24 protein-coding genes and 1 tRNA gene are annotated in these 18,532 nt (G+C 68.0%); 11 read left to right on the top strand and 14 right to left on the bottom strand.

The features are described 5' to 3' along the window. Positions 1–59 precede the first annotated feature (59 nt). Positions 60–136, bottom strand: a tRNA-Arg gene (locus tag SY26_RS13940). Positions 137–289: 153 nt separating this feature from the next. On the opposite strand from SY26_RS13940, the gene SY26_RS13935 reads away from it, so the two are divergent. Next, positions 290–586 carry a hypothetical protein gene (locus SY26_RS13935; RefSeq protein WP_046001008.1) on the top strand — a complete coding sequence of 99 codons (297 nt, stop codon included), beginning with the start codon at positions 290–292 and terminating at the stop codon, positions 584–586. Positions 587–637: 51 nt separating this feature from the next. On the opposite strand, the gene SY26_RS13930 is transcribed toward SY26_RS13935, so the two are convergent. Together SY26_RS13930 and SY26_RS13925 are read right to left on the bottom strand one after the other, a co-directional pair. After that, positions 638–1,099 (bottom strand): GNAT family N-acetyltransferase, encoded by a 462-nt coding sequence (locus tag SY26_RS13930; protein WP_046001007.1) that lies wholly within the window; start codon positions 1,097–1,099, stop codon positions 638–640. Between the two features lie 66 nt (positions 1,100–1,165). Further along, positions 1,166–2,305 (bottom strand): aminotransferase class V-fold PLP-dependent enzyme, encoded by a 1,140-nt coding sequence (locus SY26_RS13925; RefSeq protein ID WP_046001006.1) that lies wholly within the window; start codon positions 2,303–2,305, stop codon positions 1,166–1,168. A 138-nt stretch (positions 2,306–2,443) separates the two neighbouring features. On the opposite strand from SY26_RS13925, the gene SY26_RS13920 reads away from it, so the two are divergent. The 3 genes from SY26_RS13920 to SY26_RS13910 are packed head-to-tail and all read left to right on the top strand — an operon-like array spanning position 2,444 to position 5,795. After that, positions 2,444–3,151 carry a type 1 glutamine amidotransferase gene (locus tag SY26_RS13920; RefSeq protein WP_046001005.1) on the top strand — a complete coding sequence of 236 codons (708 nt, stop codon included), beginning with the start codon at positions 2,444–2,446 and terminating at the stop codon, positions 3,149–3,151. Continuing rightward, on the top strand, positions 3,148–4,503 hold the full coding sequence (locus SY26_RS13915) for a glutamine synthetase family protein (protein ID WP_046001004.1): 1,356 nt from the start codon (positions 3,148–3,150) through the stop codon (positions 4,501–4,503). The genes SY26_RS13920 and SY26_RS13915 overlap by 4 nt, the downstream gene beginning before the upstream one ends. Beyond that, complete coding sequence (locus tag SY26_RS13910; protein ID WP_046001003.1) at positions 4,500–5,795, top strand: FAD-binding oxidoreductase; 1,296 nt, start codon at positions 4,500–4,502, stop codon at positions 5,793–5,795. The genes SY26_RS13915 and SY26_RS13910 overlap by 4 nt, the downstream gene beginning before the upstream one ends. On the opposite strand, the gene SY26_RS13905 is transcribed toward SY26_RS13910, so the two are convergent. Genes SY26_RS13905 through SY26_RS13885 form a run of 5 tightly spaced genes read right to left on the bottom strand, consistent with a single transcriptional unit; the run spans position 5,784 to position 8,847 of the window. After that, positions 5,784–6,227 carry a TerB family tellurite resistance protein gene (locus SY26_RS13905; RefSeq protein ID WP_342775287.1) on the bottom strand — a complete coding sequence of 148 codons (444 nt, stop codon included), beginning with the start codon at positions 6,225–6,227 and terminating at the stop codon, positions 5,784–5,786. The genes SY26_RS13910 and SY26_RS13905 overlap by 12 nt on opposite strands. A gap of 38 nt (positions 6,228–6,265) precedes the next feature. Then, positions 6,266–6,559 (bottom strand): DUF1330 domain-containing protein, encoded by a 294-nt coding sequence (locus SY26_RS13900; protein WP_046001001.1) that lies wholly within the window; start codon positions 6,557–6,559, stop codon positions 6,266–6,268. Next, positions 6,556–7,413 (bottom strand): PhzF family phenazine biosynthesis protein, encoded by an 858-nt coding sequence (locus tag SY26_RS13895; RefSeq protein ID WP_046001000.1) that lies wholly within the window; start codon positions 7,411–7,413, stop codon positions 6,556–6,558. The genes SY26_RS13900 and SY26_RS13895 overlap by 4 nt, the downstream gene beginning before the upstream one ends. Positions 7,414–7,425: 12 nt before the next feature. Continuing rightward, positions 7,426–8,328: a polyphosphate kinase 2 gene (gene ppk2 / locus SY26_RS13890; RefSeq protein ID WP_045981633.1), complete on the bottom strand. Its 903-nt coding sequence runs from the start codon at positions 8,326–8,328 to the stop codon at positions 7,426–7,428. A gap of 54 nt (positions 8,329–8,382) precedes the next feature. Next, the gene (locus SY26_RS13885; RefSeq protein WP_064503567.1) at positions 8,383–8,847 is read right to left on the bottom strand and encodes a hypothetical protein; all 465 of its coding nucleotides are present in this window, start codon (positions 8,845–8,847) and stop codon (positions 8,383–8,385) included. 130 nt (positions 8,848–8,977) lie between these two features. Between SY26_RS13885 and SY26_RS13880 the strand changes: the two genes are divergently transcribed. Continuing rightward, the gene (locus tag SY26_RS13880) at positions 8,978–9,274 is read left to right on the top strand and encodes an alkylphosphonate utilization protein (RefSeq protein ID WP_046000999.1); all 297 of its coding nucleotides are present in this window, start codon (positions 8,978–8,980) and stop codon (positions 9,272–9,274) included. On the opposite strand, the gene cobD is transcribed toward SY26_RS13880, so the two are convergent. Next, on the bottom strand, positions 9,271–10,233 hold the full coding sequence (gene cobD / locus SY26_RS13875; protein ID WP_046000998.1) for a threonine-phosphate decarboxylase CobD: 963 nt from the start codon (positions 10,231–10,233) through the stop codon (positions 9,271–9,273). The two genes, SY26_RS13880 and cobD, sit on opposite strands and share 4 nt — an antisense overlap. Positions 10,234–10,411: 178 nt before the next feature. On the opposite strand from cobD, the gene SY26_RS13870 reads away from it, so the two are divergent. From SY26_RS13870 to SY26_RS13845, 6 genes are all read left to right on the top strand, one after another. Then, positions 10,412–10,915: a YbjN domain-containing protein gene (locus SY26_RS13870; protein ID WP_046000997.1), complete on the top strand. Its 504-nt coding sequence runs from the start codon at positions 10,412–10,414 to the stop codon at positions 10,913–10,915. 1 nt (position 10,916) lies between these two features. Next, positions 10,917–11,726 carry a pyrroline-5-carboxylate reductase gene (gene proC, locus SY26_RS13865; RefSeq protein WP_046000996.1) on the top strand — a complete coding sequence of 270 codons (810 nt, stop codon included), beginning with the start codon at positions 10,917–10,919 and terminating at the stop codon, positions 11,724–11,726. Beyond that, positions 11,723–12,052 carry a tRNA-binding protein gene (locus SY26_RS13860; protein ID WP_046000995.1) on the top strand — a complete coding sequence of 110 codons (330 nt, stop codon included), beginning with the start codon at positions 11,723–11,725 and terminating at the stop codon, positions 12,050–12,052. The genes proC and SY26_RS13860 overlap by 4 nt, the downstream gene beginning before the upstream one ends. Next, positions 12,049–12,996 carry a D-glycerate dehydrogenase gene (locus SY26_RS13855; RefSeq protein ID WP_046000994.1) on the top strand — a complete coding sequence of 316 codons (948 nt, stop codon included), beginning with the start codon at positions 12,049–12,051 and terminating at the stop codon, positions 12,994–12,996. The genes SY26_RS13860 and SY26_RS13855 overlap by 4 nt, the downstream gene beginning before the upstream one ends. Positions 12,997–13,055: 59 nt before the next feature. After that, positions 13,056–13,253: a CsbD family protein gene (locus SY26_RS13850; RefSeq protein WP_046000993.1), complete on the top strand. Its 198-nt coding sequence runs from the start codon at positions 13,056–13,058 to the stop codon at positions 13,251–13,253. 115 nt (positions 13,254–13,368) lie between these two features. After that, complete coding sequence (locus SY26_RS13845; protein ID WP_046000992.1) at positions 13,369–14,331, top strand: magnesium transporter CorA family protein; 963 nt, start codon at positions 13,369–13,371, stop codon at positions 14,329–14,331. Here the strand turns inward: SY26_RS13845 and SY26_RS13840 are convergent. The 5 genes from SY26_RS13840 to ugpA all read right to left on the bottom strand — a co-directional run bounded on the left by SY26_RS13840 (position 14,328) and on the right by ugpA (position 18,525). Further along, positions 14,328–14,606: a protealysin inhibitor emfourin gene (locus tag SY26_RS13840; RefSeq protein ID WP_046000991.1), complete on the bottom strand. Its 279-nt coding sequence runs from the start codon at positions 14,604–14,606 to the stop codon at positions 14,328–14,330. The genes SY26_RS13845 and SY26_RS13840 overlap by 4 nt on opposite strands. Positions 14,607–14,634: 28 nt before the next feature. Continuing rightward, a complete protein-coding gene (locus SY26_RS13835) occupies positions 14,635–15,705 on the bottom strand; it encodes a M4 family metallopeptidase (RefSeq protein WP_046000990.1) in 1,071 nt (356 codons plus the stop codon). A gap of 84 nt (positions 15,706–15,789) precedes the next feature. Then, on the bottom strand, positions 15,790–16,797 hold the full coding sequence (locus SY26_RS13830) for a sn-glycerol-3-phosphate import ATP-binding protein UgpC (RefSeq protein ID WP_045981622.1): 1,008 nt from the start codon (positions 16,795–16,797) through the stop codon (positions 15,790–15,792). A gap of 1 nt (position 16,798) precedes the next feature. Then, a complete protein-coding gene (gene ugpE / locus SY26_RS13825; protein ID WP_046000989.1) occupies positions 16,799–17,647 on the bottom strand; it encodes a sn-glycerol-3-phosphate ABC transporter permease UgpE in 849 nt (282 codons plus the stop codon). Further along, on the bottom strand, positions 17,647–18,525 hold the full coding sequence (ugpA, locus tag SY26_RS13820; protein ID WP_045981620.1) for a sn-glycerol-3-phosphate ABC transporter permease UgpA: 879 nt from the start codon (positions 18,523–18,525) through the stop codon (positions 17,647–17,649). The genes ugpE and ugpA overlap by 1 nt, the downstream gene beginning before the upstream one ends. Between the last annotated feature and the right edge of the window lie 7 nt (positions 18,526–18,532).

The raw sequence follows: 18,532 nt of genomic DNA, 5'->3' as shown, positions 1-18,532 counted from the left end.
TTATGGACAGGAAAAGATGCACCGATTGGTGCGGTAAGGGTCTGAGCTGAAACGGAAAATGGCGACCCCGGCAGGATTCGAACCTGCAACCTATTGATTAGAAGTCAATTGCTCTATCCAGTTGAGCTACGGGGCCGGCGGGCTGGCCTTTCTTAGCGGCAGGCGCATCGGCAATCCAGACGCTAATCGCCCTGGCAAGCACGAACTTGTGCGCAGGGCCTTCCCATGACCACGGAACGGCACCCGCGGGGCCGGTGTTGATGTGCCACACCACCTGAAGGAGGTCGACATGGACCACGCAAACCACACGCGACTGACCCACAACGAACTGACCGAGGCCGTTCTGGACGGCGCCACCGTCTATGGCCCGGGCGACGAAACCGTCGGCAGCGTGTCGCACACGCATGGCATGGGCGCTTCGGCCAAGGTCGTTCTGGACGTTGGCGGGTTCCTGGGCATCGGCGCCAAGCCGGTCATGGTTCCGGCGACCGACCTGGATTTCATGCGCGACGAAAGCGGCACCGTACATGCCCGGACCAACTGGACCAAGGATGATCTGAAGGCTCTGCCCACGCACGAGCACTGATTGATCGACAGGAAGACGACGGCGCGCATCGCAGGATGCGCGCCGTTTGCATTACAGCATCAGCGTCATGAAGACCGAATGCGGGTCGGCGCGATAGCTGCCGAAGGGCGGGCATTCCGTGAACCCCTCGCGGGCATAGAGGCCACGCGCTGCGACAAATCCGGGCTGCACGCCGGTTTCCAGCGACAGCTTGGCATAGCCCGCGTTCCGCGCGTGACCCAGCATGTGCCGCAGCAGCATCCGCGACACGCCCCGCCCGCGCTGTTCGGACAGCACGTGCATCGATTTCAGCTCTCCCTCGGATGCGCCCAGGTCCTTGATGGCACCCATGGCCACAGGTTGGCCCGCGTCGCGCACCACGAAAAACGCGATGGCGGGGTTCTCCAGCGCCTCCTTGGGCATCATGTGGATCGATCCCGGCGGAGTATCGGCATGCATCTCGGCGGTGTGGCGTTGGAACAGCAGGTCCAGGTCGGGCCCAAGCGGGCTTTCCAGGTCGATCGTCAGCGTCATGTCGGGGTCCTGTCGCCACATGGTCACGGCGGGGCACTATCCCGCCGTGACGCGCGCGTCAAAGGCTTAGCCGCGCGGGGCGGTCGCCTGGTCCAGCACCGGCACAAGCCGGGCCATCGTGCCGTCGACATCGCGCAGCTTGTCCAGACCGAACAGCCCGATGCGGAAGGTCGAGAAGTCGGCCCCCTCATCCACGGCCAGCGGCACGCCCGCCGCGATCTGGGTGCCGAGGGCGGCGAAGGCACGGCCCGACTTGACCTCGGGGTCGTCGGTATAGCTGACCACGACGCCCGGCGCCTGGAACCCCTCGGCCGCGACCGAGCGGATGCCGCGCGCGGACAGTTCGTCGCGGACCGCCCGGCCAAGGCGCCATTGCGCGTCGCGCGCGGCAGCGAACCCCATCGCGCGGGTCTCCTCCATCGCGTCGCGCAGGCCCAGCAGCGCGTCGGTGGGCATGGTCGCATGATAGGCATGGCCGCCATCCAGATAGGCCTGCATGATCGCGCGCCATTTCTTAAGGTCCAGCGCAAAGCTGTCGCTGTCGGTGGTGGCCAGTCGTTCGGCGGCGCGATCGGACAGCATGACAAGGCCTGCGGCGGGCGACGCCGACCAGCCCTTTTGCGGGGCCGAGATCAGCACGTCGACGCCCGTGGCCCGCATGTCGACCCAGATGGCGCCCGACGCGATGCAGTCCAGCACCATCAGGGCGCCCACCTCATGCGCGGCATCGGCCAGCGCGGTGATATAGTCGTCGGGCAGGATCAGCCCGGCCGAGGTCTCCACATGCGGGGCAAAGACCGCGTCGGGGCGCGTGTCGCGGATGCGGGCCACGACCTCGTCGATGGGCGGGGGCGCATAGGCGAGCTGGGGCGCGTTCCCCTGCGGGCGGGCCTTGACCACGGTCACCTCGCGCGCGAATGCGCCCGCGTCGAAGATCTGGCTCCAGCGATAGCTGAACCAGCCGTTCCTGACGATCAGCGCATGCGCGTCGCGCCCGAACTGGCGCGCGACCGATTCCATCGCATAGCTGCCGCCGCCCGGCACGATCGCCACCTGGGCCGCGCCATAGACCTCGCACAGACCCGCCGACAGATCGCGCATGACCTGCTGAAAGCGTTTCGACATGTGGTTCAGGGACCGGTCGGTGAACACGACCGAGAATTCGTCAAGGCCGTCCGGGTCGATCTCGGGGCGCTGATGGGGCATGGGTGCATCCTTTCCGTTGCGCGCAGCCTAGCGCCTGTGCGTCTGCGCGGCCAGACCGCCAAAAGGCGCAAACGCCCCCCTTGCGGCCCCCCCTGCGGGGCGACTAGGCTTCGGACACAAGCAACATCAAGGTTTTTCATGCGGATCGGCATCCTTCAATGCGGCCAGTCGCCGGCGCAGCTGAAGCGGGATTTGGGCGACTATCCGGACATGTTCGTGCGCCTGCTGGCCGGGCGCGGATTCGACTTCACCACCTGGCATGTCGAGGGAATGGAGTTTCCACAGGACATCCACGATGCGGACGGCTGGCTGCTGACCGGCTCGCGCCACGGGGCCTATGAGGATCACGCCTTCATCCCGCCGCTGGAGGATTTCATCCGCCGCGTCCACGATGCGGGCGTGCCGATGGTCGGCATCTGCTTTGGTCATCAGATCATCGCGCAGGCCCTAGGCGGCACCGTGGTCAAGCATCCCGGCGGTTGGGCCGTGGGCGCGCAGGATTACGATTTCGGCGGCCAGCCCGTCACGCTGAACGCCTGGCACCAGGATCAGGTCTTGGCCCTGCCGCCCGGCGCGCAGGTCGCGGGCCGGAACGCCTTCTGCGAAAACGCCGCGCTGATCTACGGCGACAGGGCCTTCACCGTGCAGGCGCATCCGGAATTCGGCGACGACTTCATCCAAGGGCTGATGGACACCCGCGCCAAGGGTGTCGTTCCGGACGACCTGCTGGCCGGGGCTGCGGCCCGCATGGGGCAGGCAGACGGCGCGTCCCTGCTGGCCGACCGGATCGAGGCCTTCTTCAAGCAACCCCGCGCCCTGGCGCAAGCCGACAAAGGTGCCGTATGAGCGACTGGACCGAGAAACTGCCCCAGGCCGCGCGCGACTTCATGTCCGGGCGCCGCCTGGACGAGGTCGAATGCATCGTGGCCGACATGGCGGGCGTCGCCCGTGGCAAGGCCATGCCCGCGTCGAAATTCGCGCGGCAAAACCAGTTCTACCTGCCCAATTCGATCTTCCTGCAGACGATCACCGGGGAATGGGCCGACAACCCGTCGGGCGCCTTCACCGAACCGGACATGGTGATGGTTCCGGATTATTCGACCGCCACCGCCGCGCCCTGGACCGCGGACTGGACCATCCAGGTCATCCATGACGCGACCGACCAGCAGGGCAACCCCATGCCCATCGCGCCGCGCAACGTGCTGAAGCGCGTGGTGCAGCTCTATCGTGACAAGGGCTGGAACCCGGTCGTGGCGCCCGAGATGGAGTTCTTCCTGGTCGCCCGCAACATCGACCCGAACCAGCCGATCATCCCGCCCATGGGCCGCACGGGCAGGCGCGCGGCGGCCAAACAGGCCTATTCCATGTCGGCGGTGGACGAATACGGCAAAGTCATCGACGACATCTATGACTTTGCTGAGGCCCAGGGTTTCGAGATCGACGGCATCCTGCAGGAGGGCGGCGCGGGCCAGGTCGAGATCAACCTGAACCATGGCGATCCGGTGGCCCTGGCCGACGAGATCTTCTACTTCAAGCGGCTGATCCGCGAGGCCGCGCTGCGCCACGACTGCTTTGCCACCTTCATGGCCAAGCCCATCGAGGGCGAGCCGGGCAGCGCCATGCACATCCATCATTCGATCACCGATATCGAAACGGGCCGGAACATCTTTTCCGACGAAAAGGGCCGTGAGACGCCGGCCTTCCTGCATTTCATCGCCGGCATGCAGAAGCACCTGCCCGCGGCCATCGCGCTGCTGGCGCCCTATGTGAACAGCTATCGCCGCTATGTCCCGGACTTCGCGGCGCCAATCAACCTGGAATGGGGGCGCGACAACCGCACCACGGGCCTGCGGGTGCCGATCTCGGGGCCCGAGGCGCGGCGGCTGGAGAACCGGCTGGCGGGGATGGACTGCAACCCCTATCTGGGCATCGCCGCCAGCCTGGCCTGCGGCTATCTGGGCCTGCTGGAGGCCGAGAACCCGCGCGCCGAATGCCTGGGCGACGCCTACATGTCCGAGGACGAGCTGCCCTACAACCTGGGCGACGCGCTGGACCTGATGTCCGAGAGCGCACCCATGCGCGGCGTGCTGGGCGAGGATTTCTGCGCCGTCTACGAATCGGTCAAGCGCAATGAATACAAGGAGTTCCTGCAGGTCATCAGCCCGTGGGAACGCGAACATCTGCTGCTGAACGTATGAACCTGCTGCACCTGAACGACGGGCTAGGGGCCTATCCGCCCAGCCTCTATGCCGACCAGTGCGGGCCGCAGCCCGACCTGCCGCCCCTGCGGGGCGAGGCGCGGGCGGACGTCGCGGTGATCGGGGCGGGCTATACCGGGCTGTCCGCCGCGCTGCATCTGGCGCGTCGCGGCCTGTCGGTCCGGGTGCTGGAGGCGCAGCGCGTGGGGTTCGGCGCCTCGGGCCGCAACGGCGGCCAGATCGGGTCCGGCCAGCGGCAGGAGGTCGACTGGCTGGAGGCGCAGCTGGGCCGCGACATGGCCCGCCGCCTGTGGGACCTGGCCGAGGAGGCCAAGGCCGCCGTCCGCCACATCGCGGCCGAAGCGGGCGTGCCGGTCCGGGACGGCATCGCCCATGCCTGCCGCAGCGGGGCGGAGGTCGAACACGCCCGCCACATGGCCGACCATCTGGCACGGCATTACGGCTATGACCGGGTCACGCCCCTGGATCGCGACGGGCTGGCGGCGGCCTTGGGCAGCACTGCCTATGTCGGCGGCGATCTGGACCGCGGGGCGGGGCATGTGCAGCCGCTGGCGCTGGCCCTTGGGATGGCGTGGCTGGCGCGGGATGCGGGCGTCGTGATCCATGAGCGCGCGCAGGTCACCGGCCTGACCCATGGCGCGCCCAGCACCATCCGCACCGATCAGGGCGTGCTGCGGGCCGATCACGTCATCCTGGCCTGCAACGGCTATCTGGGCGATCTGGACCGGGGCGTGGCCGCGCGGGTCATGCCCATCAACAACTATATCGTCGCGACCCCGCCGCTGGACGACCACCCCGAGATCCTGCCGGACCGCATCGCGGTGGCGGACACGAAATTCGTCGTGAACTACTGGCGCGTCGACGACGACCGGCGGCTGGTCTTCGGCGGTGGAGAGACGGTCACCTACCGCTTTCCGCGCGACATTGCGGCGGTGGTCCGCCCGCATCTGCTGTCGGTCTATCCGCAGCTGCGGGACGTGCCCCTGACCCATGCCTGGGGCGGGACGCTGGCCATCACCATGAACCGGATGCCCTGCTTCACCCGCCCCGCGCCGAACTGCCTGTCGGCCAGCGGCTATTCCGGGCATGGCGTGGCGATGGCCACGCTGGCGGGGCGGCTGATGGCCGAGGCCGTGGCGGGCCAGGCCGAACGGTTCGACGCGATGGCTGCCGTTCCCACCCGGCCCTTTCCGGGCGGTGCGGCCCTGCGCAAGCCGCTGCTGGTGGCGGGGATGGCGTGGTTCGGGCTGCGCGACCGGTTAGGGTTCTAGGCCCGTCCGGGCCAGCACCTGCTGACGGATCTCGGCCGATTCGCGGTCGGTCATGCCCAGAAGGCTGGAGACCAGGCGGATCAGGCTGTCCTCATCCGCGTCGCGGCTGTTGTCGGCATAGGCGACCTCCCACAGCGCGGCCAGAACGGCACGACGATCCTCCAGCGCGATGCGGTCCTTGATCTGGCGGGTAAAGCGGACGGTGTCGCTGGCCTCCGCCTCCAGCGCCTCGGCCTGGGCGCGGCGGGCGGCGGCCTCGGCGGCGGTCAGGCCGCGGCGGGACAGGACCTGCTCGATCCGGTCGCGTTCGGCCTGATCGTAATGATCGTCGGCCCGCGCCAGGCGCACCAGCAGCGCGGCGATGGCCAGTTCGGCATCGTCGCGGTCGATCGGCGCGGCGGTATCGCCCATCAGGCGTGTCAGCAGGTCCATGAACATGGCCGAAGGATGCCCCCGAAGGTGCCTGCGGTCTAGCCGGGCCAGCCCTCGACGATGATCACATCTGCGGCAGAGACCGGCTCGCGCAGCGCCTTGGCCGCCTGATAGCCGGGACTGTCGTAACAGGCCTGCGCCGCCTCCAGCGAGGGAAACTCGATCACGACGCTGCGGGGGCGGGCATGGCCCTCGACCACCTGCTGCGCGCCACCGCGCACCAGGAAGCGCGCGCCGTATTCCGCAAAGGGCGCGGCATTGGCCCGTCGATAGGCGTCATAGGCGTCGGGGTCGTCGATCGTCACATGGGCGATCCAATAAGCCTTGGTCATGTGTCCTCCGGGATGCGGATGCGGCCTTGGGCCACGGGAACGGCACGGCCGGACACGCAGACCTGCGCCAGCGCGCCGCCCCTGACGGCGATGCGCAGGCCCAGCTGCGACGGGCGCCCCATCTCGACCCCCTGGCGCAGGGACAGGCGGCTTTCTCCCTCGGGCAGGACGCCTGCGGCCAGCAGGGGGGCGGCCAGGGTCGCGGTGGCCGATCCGGTGGCGGGGTCCTCGGGGACGCCGCTGCCGGGGGCGAACATGCGCGCGCGGAACCCCGCGCCGTCGGGGGCATAGGCATAGACCTTGCCGACCCGTGCCGTAAGCGCCTCGAACGCGGCCCCCGCGGGGCGGGCATCGGACAGGGCCTGCGCGTCGCGCAGCGGCACGAAGATGAAGGCCGGACCCGCATGGGCCACGACCGGCCGATGGTTGCCAAAGCCGATCCGGTCCGCGCCAAGGCCCAGGCCCGCGGCGGCCAGGTCAGCTGCAAACGCATCGCCCAGCTGCGGCAGCACGGGGGCCGCGAATTCGGCCAGGCCGTCTCGGATGGTCACCGGGACCGGCCCAGCCTCCTCCTCCAGCACCAGATCGCCGTCGCCCGCCGACAGGTGCAGCGCGCAGCCGATGGTGGGGTGGCCCGCGAAGGGAATCTCCGCCAGCGGCAGGAAGATGCGGACGCGGGCGCGGTGCGCGGGATCGCGCGGCGCCATGACGAAGATCGTCTCGGACAGGTTGAACTGGCGGGCGATGGTCTGCATCTGCCGTGTGCTCAGGGCATCGGCCCCCATGACCACGGCCAGCGGATTGCCCGCAAAGGGCCGGTCGGTGAAGACGTCATAGACATGATATTCTAGCATCGTCGCCCCGGTTCAGTATTTTTGCGGAACATACAGCTCGCGGGGGACCGCGTCGCGCTCATAATCGGGGTTGAAGACGCGATCGGGCAGCGTGATCTGTTCGTGGTCCACGTCGCCATAGGGGATCAGGCCCAGCAGGTGGTCGATGCAGTTCAGACGCGCGCGCTTCTTGTCGTTGCCGGGTACGATGTACCAGGGCGCCTCGGGGATGTTCGTGCGTTCGAACATGTCCTCCTTGGCCTTGGTATAGGCCTCCCACCGGACGCGGGACTGCAGGTCCATGGGCGACAGCTTCCACTGCTTGAGGGGGTCGTGGATGCGCATCTGGAACCGCATCTGCTGCTCCTCGTCCGTGATCGAGAACCAGTACTTGACCAGCCGGATGCCCGACCGGACCAGCATGCGTTCGAATTCGGGCACATCCTGGAAGAACTGTTCGACCTGATCCTCGGTGGCGAAACCCATGACGCGTTCGACGCCCGCACGGTTGTACCAGCTGCGGTCGAACAGCACGATCTCTCCGCCCGCCGGCAGGTGGGGGACATAGCGCTGGAAATACCACTGCGTCTTTTCCCGGTCGGACGGGGCGGGCAGGGCGACGACGCGGGCCACGCGCGGGTTCAGCCGCTGCGTGATGCGCTTGATGGCGCCGCCCTTGCCGGCGCTGTCGCGCCCCTCGAACAGGACCACGACACGTTCGTTGTTGTGGCTGACCCAGTCCTGAAGGCGGATCAGTTCGGACTGCAGGCGCAGCAGTTCGCGGAAATACAGCTTGCGGTCCATCTGGTCGGGATGGTGGCTGCGATAGATGCGCCGGATCTCGGCCGACAGGGCGGCGTCCTCCATCTCAAGCTCGATATCCTCGTCCAGGGTCTCCTGCAGTTCTGCCTGCAGCCAGTCCTTGTAGTCGTTCATCTGCGTCTCCGGTGGCTTTGCTGCGGTCTAGGGACGGAATGTGACGATAGGGTGTCAGCGCATGAACTGGCGCGCGCAATCGGGCGTGACCGCCAGCACCAGACTGCCGTCGCGCAGCCCGTCGACCGTGCCGCACCAGGCGCCCTGCACGGTGAACAGGCTTTTCGTGCCCCGCGCCGGGCGATAGGCGATGCGCCGGCCCTGGGTGTCGAACAGGTTCAGCACCCCGACCGCGTTCGGCGCGTAATAGCCTACCACCGACCCGTCCGAGGTGAAGATCACCCGCCCCTCGTTCACGCGGTCGGTGGGGCGGTTGCCCGGTGCAGTCGGCGCGTTCGCGGTGTTTCCGGCCGAGTTCCAGGCCGCATGGGGCGCATTGCCCGGCCGCGCGGGGCTGTTGGCGGGGTTCCCGGGCCCCAGGTCGAACGGCAGCTGCGTGCGGTCCAGCACCATCAGCGGCGCGTCGGCCAAGGCCGCGGGGGCGGCCAGCATCGTCAGAAACAGGGCAAGTCGCATCATCGGGGGCATCCTTTTCGCAGGCCCATCATGGCCAAACCCCGCGCCCTGCGCCAGAGGTTGCGCGGCCCGCCCCTGCGGCCTAAGGCGTGACGGGCGGCACCCTGCGCCGCCAGCCGCGAAAGGGCAGACCATGGCCGATGACGACTATGTCTATGACGAGGCCACGGGCGAATGGCGCCCCGCCGCCGAGGTCGCGGCCGAGGCCGCCGCCGCCGGCATCGTGCGCGACAGCGCGGGCACGTCGCTGGCCGACGGCGACCAGGTGGTCGTCATCAAGGACCTGAAGGTCAAGGGCAGCAGCACCGTGATCAAGCAGGGCACCGTGATCCGCGGCATCCGCCTGACCGACGACCCGGCAGAGGTCGACTGTCGCCACGACGGCATCAGGGGCCTGGTCCTGCGCACGGAATTCCTGCGCAAGCGCTAGCGGGTCAGGGCCTGCCCGACGTGGGCGAACTCGTCCCGGCTGCCGGGAATGCCAAGCCGCAGCCAGCGGTCCGAATACGGAAAGCGCCGCGTCCAGATATGTGCGCGGGCCAGCGTGTCTTGGGCCACCTGCGCGTCCGGTGTGTCGTACAGGCGGAACAGATGCGTCCCGCCCAGGGGCCGCCAGCCCGCACGCGCGGCCAGCCGGTCAAGGTTCAGCGCGGCTTCGGCGTGATAGGTGACGGTGTCGTCGGCCCAGGCCCGGTCGGCCATGGCGGCGGTCGCGATCTCCAGCGCGGGGCCGCTGACGGACCAGGGGCCTGCGGCCTCGCGCAGCTGCGACAGCAGGTCAGGCGCGGCCAGCGCAAAGCCAAGCCGCAGCCCGGCCAGACCCCAGAACTTGCCGAAGCTGCGCAGCACCACCGCATTGGCGGGCAGGGACCGGGCCAGCGACAGGTCGGGGCGCGCATCCGCAAAACTTTCGTCGACGATCAGCAGGCCGACCCGCCGTGCCAGCGCGGCCAGGACCAGGGGCGACCATTCCCGCCCGTCGGGGTTGTTGGGGTTCACGACGACGGCCAGGTCGGCGCCATCCAACCTGTCCAGGTCGGGGGCGGGGGTGACGCGCCAGCCCGCGGCGGTCAGGCTGGCCGCATGTTCGTTGTAGCTGGGCGTCAGCACCGCGGCATGGCCCGCGGGCCGCAGGCGCGGCAGCAGCTGGATCGCCGCCGTGGCCCCCGCCATCGGCAGGACATGGTCGTCCGCGCAGCCGAACCATTCCGCGGCGACCCGGATCAGCGCCCGTTCCGCCCTGGCCATCGGCAGCGCGCGAAAGGCCGTGTCCGACAGGGGCTGGACCGGCCAGGGCCTGCGGTTGATGCCGGTTGACAGGTCGATCCAGTCGCCCGTGCCGAACCGTGCCTGCGCCGCATCCAGATTGCCGCCGTGATCGCGTGCCATGCCGCCCCCTTGGTCCTGTCCGCCCCTGCTAGGACACCACCGCCGCGGGGGCAATTCGGACTTTACACCAGTGGTAAAGCCGACCACGATATGTTGTAAGCGCCATGGCCGCCGACCCCCGGTGTTGTGTGGCCACCCAAGGACCACCGCGGCGCAAGACCGCAGCCACAGGCAGACCATGACGCAGATCGATTCCTCCATGCGCATCGACGACATCCACCCGATCGACATCGTCGAGGCCGTGGCCACCCACCATGCCTGGGAGTTCGACCGCCTGGCCGAGGATCAGATCGTCATGGATGTGGACGGCCAGTGGCGCCGCTATGCGTTGACCCTGGCATGGTCGCCCCGCGACGCGGTCCTGCGGCTGATCTGCAGCTTTGACATGGACCCGCCGGCGGACCGCATGCCGGCCATCTATCAGACGATCAACCTGGCCAACGACCGGGTCTGGGACGGGGCCTTCACCTTCTGCGCGCCGCAGCGGCAGATGGTCTGGCGGTACGGGCTGGTGCTGGCGGGGGACGCGATCGCGCTGCCGGAACAGGTGGACCGGATGATCGGCACCGCCCTGGCCGCGTGCGAGCGGTTCTATCCTTCGTTCCAGTTGGCCGGGTGGGGCGGCACCTCGCCCGCCGCGGCGCTGGAGATTGCCTTGGGCGAAACCTACGGACGGGCCTGACATGAGCGATTTCGACGATATCAATGCGCGCGGACTGGTCCTGGTCGGATGCGGCCGCATGGGCGGGGCGATGCTGCAGGGGTGGCTGGCGCGCGGGCTGGACGCGGGCGCGGTCACGGTCATCGACCCGAACCTGGCACCCGAATGGCAGGACCGCGGGTTGCGCGTGAATGCGGACCTGCCGTCTGATCCGGCCGTGGTCGTGCTGGCGGTCAAGCCGCAGATGATGGGTGGCGCGCTGTCTGCCATGCCGGACCTGTCGGGCAGCCTGGTGATATCGGTCGCGGCAGGCACGACCATCGCGACCTTCGAGGCGGCCTTTCCCGGCGCACCCGTGATCCGGGTGATGCCCAACACGCCCGCGGCCATCGGTCAGGGCATTTCTGCGATGATCGGCAACGGTGCCGCAACGCCCGCGCACCTGGACCTGGCCGAGGCGCTGATGCGCGCCGTGGGCCGCGTCGTCCGGCTGGAGCATGAGGGCCAGATGGACGCCGTCACCGGCCTGTCCGGCAGCGGCCCGGCCTATGTGTTCCACCTGATCGAGGCGATGGCCGCCGCGGGCGAGGCGCAGGGCCTTTCGCCCGCGCTGTCGCTGGAACTGGCGCGCATGACCGTGGCCGGCGCGGGTGCGCTGGCCGTCCATGCGGACGAGGACCCGGTCGTGCTGCGCCGCAATGTGACCTCTCCCAACGGGACGACCGCGGCGGGGCTGGCGGTGCTGATGGACGACGATGCGGGCCTGACGCCGCTGATGGTGCGCACCGTGGCGGCCGCGACCGAACGCGGGCGGGAGCTGGGTCGCGGATGATCACATTTGACGATTTCCTGAAGGTCGACATCCGCGTCGGCACCATCACCCGCGCCGAACCCTTCCCCGAGGCGCGCAAGCCCGCGATCAAGCTGTGGCTCGACCTGGGCGATCTGGGAGAGCGCAAGTCTTCGGCCCAGATTACCCGTCATTACGACCCCCAGACGCTGGTCGGTACGCAGGTGCTGTGCGTCGTGAACTTTCCGCCCCGCCAGATCGGCCCCGTCATGTCCGAGGTGCTGGTCCTGGGCGTGCCCGACCCCGACGGAGAGGTCGTGCTGATCCGCCCCGACCTGCCCGTCCCCAACGGAGGCCGCCTCTATTGAAGGTTCTTGTCACCCGCCCGATGACCGACCGCGCCACCGCCGCCATCCTCGCGGCCTGCGACGCGACATTCCGCGACAACACGCCCCTGACCGTCGATCAGGCGGGCCAGGCGATGCGCGATTATGATGCGATCATCCCGACGCTTGGCGACGCCTTCGGGGCCGAGGCCTTCCAGGGCGATCTGCGCTGCAGGCTGCTGGCCAATTTCGGCGCGGGGTTCAACCATATCGACATCGCCGCGGCCCGCGCCGCCGGTGTGGCGGTCACGAACACGCCCGACGTGGTGACGGACGCCACCGCCGACATCGCGCTGACGCTGATGCTGATGGTGCTGCGCCGCGCGTCCGAGGGCGAACGCCTGCTGCGCGCGGGCGGCTGGACCGGCTGGAACCCCACGCAGCTGCTGGGCGCCGAGATGTCGGGCCGCACCGTGGGCATCGTCGGCATGGGCCGGATCGGCCAGGCCATCGCCCGGCGCGCGCATCTGGGCTTCGGGATGGAGGTGGTGTTCTTCAACCGCTCGACCGTCGCGGGGCTGGAGTTTCCGGCCCGCCAGATCGGCAATCTGCGCGCCATGCTCTCGGCCTGCGACGTGGCGGTGATCGCCGTGCCGGGGGGGGCGGCCACGCGCGGCCTGATCGGCGCGGCCGAACTGGAGGCCCTGGGTCCCCAAGGCGTGCTGGTTAACATCGCCCGCGGCGACGTGGTGGACGAAGACGCCTTGATCGCAGCCCTGGTGGACGGCCGCATCGCGGGCGCGGGCCTGGACGTCTATGCGCAAGAGCCGCATGTGCCCCAGGCCCTGCTGGATGCCCCCAATGCCACGCTGCTGCCGCACCTGGGAACGGCCACCGACGACACGCGCACCCGCATGGGCCTGCGCGCGCTGGCGAACCTGCAGGCCCATATCGACGGCGGCGTTCCGCCGGACCTTGTCCGCTAGGAACCTGCCACGGCTGTGGGCGTTATTCCGGCATATGAACGTCTGAAAAGGAGGCGGAAATGAACTGGGATATCATCGAAGGCAAATGGAAGCAGCTGAAAGGCGCGACCAAGGTCAAATGGGGCGAACTGACCGACGACGAGCTGGATCAGATTGACGGCAACAAGGACAAGCTGGCCGGCAAGCTGCAGGAAAAATACGGCTGGACCAAGGACGAGGCCGACCGCGAGATCGACGATTACTATCGCGACAAGTGATCGCCCTGCCGCAACGGCTGATCAGGGGCGTCCCATCCGGGGCGCCCCTTTCCACATCCGCTTGATCGTTTGTCCGCGGTAGGGCACCACGGGGGCGAACCGACCGGAGCGTCGCATGTATTACGCCTATTCCATCGAGAACGGTCGCCTGGTGCGCCTTGCCGCAGAACGCGATGTCGCGGACGCTGCATGGATTGACCTGATCCAGCCGAACGACGCCGAGATCGCGCAGCTGCGCGTGCTTGGCGTGCCTGTTCCCAGCCTGGCCGAGATGGAGGAGATCGAGCTGTCCAACCGCCTCTATCGCGAGGACGGGCTGGACTACATGACCGCGATGCTGCCGGGAGAGCGCGCCGGGGGTGACCGGATCTCGATGCCGGTGACGTTCATCCTGTCGACGGACCGGCTGGTGACGGTGCGCCACCATTCGCCGCGGCCGTTCCTGACCTATCCCGAACGCGCCGAACGCTCGACCCTGGGCTGCGGCACGCCCGACCGCCTGTTCCTGGGCCTTGTCGAGGAGATCATCGCCCGGCTGGCCGACATCCTGGAAGGGGCGGGCCGCACGCTGGACCAGACCACCTCCGCGGTGTTCGAACGCCGCGCGGTCGCCGCGGCCTCGGACCGGTTGCAGGCCGCGCTGCAGGATGTCGGACGCGAGGCCGAGACGATGGCACGCGTCCGCCTGGCACTGCTGACGGTCGAGCGGATGCAGGCGTTCTATACCGCCACGCTGGAGGACCGCCCCGAGGAGGGCCGCCTGCGCGCCGCCACCCGTGCCCAGATGCGCGACATCCAGGCGCTGGAGGTGCACGCCGATTTCCTGGGCGGGCGGGTCAGCCTGGCAGTGGACACCACGCTTGGCCTGATCAACCTGCAACAGAACAACACGGTCCGCATCCTGTCGGTCGTCGCGGCGCTGTTCCTGCCGCCGACGCTGATCGCCAGCGTCTATGGGATGAACTTCACGAACATGCCGGAACTGGACGAACCCTGGGGCTATGCCTTTGCCCTGATCCTGATGGGGGGGACGACCCTGGGGACATGGCTGTTCCTGCGTTGGAAGGGCTGGATCTAAAGATCGTCCAGCAGGTCCAACATCTCGGGGGGCATCTGGCCCTCGGAGAGGGTGATGGCGTGCGGGCCCGTCGCGTCCGTCACGGTGATCGCATAGCGCATCCGGTCCGGGCAGCCGGGACAGGGGGTGGCCGCCATGTCGGCCAACGCCTTGGGGTGGAAAACCGCGCACAGCTCCTGCGCCCGGGGTTCGGGCTGGGCGTCGGTGTCGATGCGGCGCGAGGTGGCGGCAGTGATGCCGCCAAAGCCGCCATGGCTGCGGATCTCTATGATCATGCGGTCCTCCGGTCCGCGGATCATAGGATCAGACCGCGATTCCCACAAGTTTCCACGCGCGCCGCAGCAGCAGCGCCTGTTGGCTGCCCGCGCCCGCCAGTGCCGCCGCGCTGCGCAGGGTCTGGTCGGCGAAATCGGAAAAGCTGGCCATCGGATTGTTCAGGTCCTGCAGCGTCCGGTACCAGATGCGGCCCGGCAGCTCCCACGCGTTGCCGCCCAGATAGCTGCAGAACAGGTAGAAGGCATGGTTCGGAATGCCCGAATTGATGTGCACGCCGCCATTGTCATCGGTCGTGGTGTTGAACTGATCCATGTGCCAGGGCTGGGGATCGGTGCCCAGCAGGTCGTCGGCATAGGCCGTGCCCGGTGCCTTCATGCTGCGCAGCGCCACGCCGTTGATGCCCGCGCCCAGGATGCCGCGCCCGATCAGCCAGTCGGCCTGATGCGCGGTCTGGCCCAGCACCCGCTGTTCGGCCAGCGCGCCGAAGACGTCGGCCACATGTTCGTTCAGCGCGCCGGACTGGTTCTCGTAGATCAGCCCGCCGGAATGCTGGATGACGCCATGGGTCATCTCATGCGCGATGACCGACAGCTGCAGAAAGGTCCGGAAGATCTTGCCGTCGCCCGTGCCATAGGCCATCTGCTGCCCGTCCCAGAAGGCGTTGTTGTAGTTGCGGCGGTGCTGGACCGTCGCCACCAGCGGCATGCCCCGCCCGTCCAGCGAATTGCGGCCGTATTCCTCGGCGAACATCGCGAAGACTTGGCCGGCGCTGTCATAGGCCAGGTCGGCATCCGCGATGCCGGACGGCGCGTCGCCCTCGGCCCGGACCAGGCGGCCGGGAAGGGCGGCGCGGAATTCGCCGTCGTGGATGCGCCGGTCGGGGCAGCACAGGTCGGGATCGGGCGCGATGCCCTGCGGCGCGGGCGGCAGGCTGGCCCAGGCCGCGCGCTCCTCGCGCAGCTGTTCGTCATGGCGCAGCAGCGTGCGCGCCATGTCCGCCGTCGCGGGGTCACCCCGCAGCGCCAGCACCCGCAGCATATAGGGCGGCACGATGCAGGCGATGGGATTGTGGTGAGAGCAGCCGAACGACAGGCACATGGGGCGACCTTTCCGCGTTGGTTCACCCCAAGGTAGCATGGAACGCCCGACCCGCAAGGGTCAGATGTTCACGTTTCATTCACGTCAGTCCATGCGCTTGCCGCTGACCTTGTCAAACAGGTGCAGCCCGCCGGGGCGATAGGACAGGCGCATGTGATCGGACAGGGGGGCATCGGACGGCAGGGTGATGGTGATGCGGGCATCGCCGGTCTTGCCGTGGACCAGCCGCTGCGCGCCCAGTTCCTCGACCGCCAGCACCGACATCTCGATCGGGCCGTCGGCGGTGACGCTCAGATCCTCGGGGCGGATGCCCACATGGCCCGCATGCCCGGTTCCGGGCAGGTGCGGGACGGCGCTGGCCTCGATCAGGTTCATGGCCGGGCTGCCGATGAAGCTGGCCACGAAGGCCGATGCCGGGCGGCGATAGACCTCCAGCGGCGTGCCGATCTGTTCGATCTGCCCGCCGTTCAGCACCACCAGCCGGTCGGCCAGCGTCATCGCCTCCAGCTGGTCGTGGGTCACATAGATCGAGGTCGTGCGCAGGCGCTTCTGCAGCTCCTTGATCTCAAGGCGCATGGCGACGCGCAGTTTCGCGTCCAGGTTCGACAGCGGCTCGTCGAAGAGGAACGCGGCCGGTTCGCGCACGATGGCGCGGCCCATGGCAACGCGCTGGCGCTGACCACCGGACAGGGCGCGCGGCTTGCGGTCCAGGAACGGGCCGATCTGCAGGATGTCCGAGGCGATGCCCACGCGGCGTTCGATCTCGGCTTTTGGGGTGCCCCGGTTCTTCAGGCCGTATGCCAGGTTCTGTCGCACCGACATGTGCGGGTACAGGGCATAGTTCTGGAACACCATGGCGATGTCGCGATCGGCGGGCTCGATCTCGTTGACCACGCGGTCGCCGATGCGGACCTCGCCCTCGGTGATGCTCTCCAGCCCCGCGACCATGCGCAGCAGCGTGGATTTTCCGCAGCCCGACGGGCCGACCAGGACCAGGAATTCGCCATCCGCGATGTCGATATTGACGCCGCCCACGGCGCGGGCGCCGCCGGCATAGACCTTGCCGACATTGTTGAGGGTGATGGATGCCATCTTATTTCTCCGTCTCGACAAGACCTTTGACGAACAGGCGCTGCATGGCGACCACCACGATCACGGGTGGGATCATCGCCAGCATCGCGGTCGCCATGACCAGGTGCCATTGCGGCAGACCGTCCACGGCATCCGCCATGCGCTTAATCCCCGCAACGATGGTGTAATAATCCGAACTGGTCGTGATCAGCAGCGGCCAGAGATACTGGTTCCAGCCATAGATGAACAGGATCACGAACAGGGCTGCGATATTGGTGCGCGACAAGGGCAGCAGGATGTCGCGAAAGAACTTCATGGGTCCGGCGCCGTCAATGCGGGCGGCCTCGGTCAGCTCGTCCGGGATGGTCAGGAAGACCTGGCGGAACAGGAACGTGGCCGTGGCCGACGCGATCAGCGGGATCGACAGGCCGGCATAGCTGTTCAGCATGCCCAGATCGGCGACCACCTGGAAGGTGGGCACGATGCGCACCTCGACCGGCAGCATCAGCGTGATGAAGATGCACCAGAAGGCCAGGCCGCGCAGCGGAAAGCGGAAATAGACCACCGCAAAGGCCGACAGGACCGAGATGACGATCTTGCCGATGGCGATGGCCAGCGCCATGACCAGGCTGTTGAACATCATCACGCCGACCGGGGGCGTGCCGCTGGTGGACACGCCCGCGCCCAGCATCTGGCTGTAGTTCTGGATCATCTGGTCGCCCGGCCACATCGGGATGGTGCCCGACATGAAGGCGGTCGCGCTGTGGGTCGAGGCCACGAAGGCCACCCAGACCGGCAGCGCCACGACACAGACGCCCAGGATCAGCGTCAGGTGGGCGGCCAGGTTCAGGAAGGGACGGTTCTCGATCATCAGTAGGCCACCTTCTTCTCAACGAACCGGAACTGGATCACCGTCAGCACCAGGACCAGCGCCATCAGGACCACCGACTGCGCGGCGGACGAGCCCAGGTTCTGCCCGACGAAGCCGTCGAAATAGACCTTGTAGACCATGATGTTGGTGGCCTGTGCCGGGCCGCCCTCTGTCGTGGCGTCGATCACGCCGAACGTGTCGAACATCGCATAGACGATATTGACCACCAGCAGGAAGAACGTGGTCGGCGACAGCAGCGGAAAGGTGATGTCGAAGAAGCGCCGCACCGGACCCGCCCCGTCGATGGCCGCGGCCTCGCGCAGGCTGGCCGGGATCGCCTGCAGCCCTGCCAGGAAGAACAGGAAGTTGTAGCTGATCTGTTTCCATGCGCTGGCGATGACGACCAGCGTCATGGCGTCGCCCTTGTCCTGGATGTGGTTCCAGTCATAGCCCAAGCCCCCAAGCAGATAGGGCATGATGCCGATGGTCGGGTTGAAGATGAACCACCACAGGATGCCCGCGACCGCAGGGGCCACCGCATAGGGCCAGACCAGCAGCGTCGTATAGACACGCGTGCTACGGATCATCCGGTCCACCGCGATCGCCAGCAGCAGCGACAGCCCCATCGACAGCACCGTGACCGAGATGGCGAAGACCGCCGTCACCTGCAGGCTGTTGAGATATTCGGGGCTGCCCCACAGGCGGGCGAAATTCTCCAGTCCGACAAAGGTCGTCCGGGTGCCGAAGGCATCCTCGCGCAGAAAGCTTTGACGGATGGCCTGACCGGCGGGCCACAGGAAAAAGATGAAGGTGATGATCAGCTGGGGGGCCAGCAGCAGCCATGGCAGCAGCTGGTTTCGGAAAATGGTGCGCTTCATCGCGGGA

Origin of the sequence: Paracoccus sp. 228 (assembly GCF_000967825.1) — a bacterium.
Classification (GTDB): domain Bacteria; phylum Pseudomonadota; class Alphaproteobacteria; order Rhodobacterales; family Rhodobacteraceae; genus Paracoccus; species Paracoccus marcusii.
This window is presented reverse-complemented; position numbering and strand designations above follow the sequence as displayed.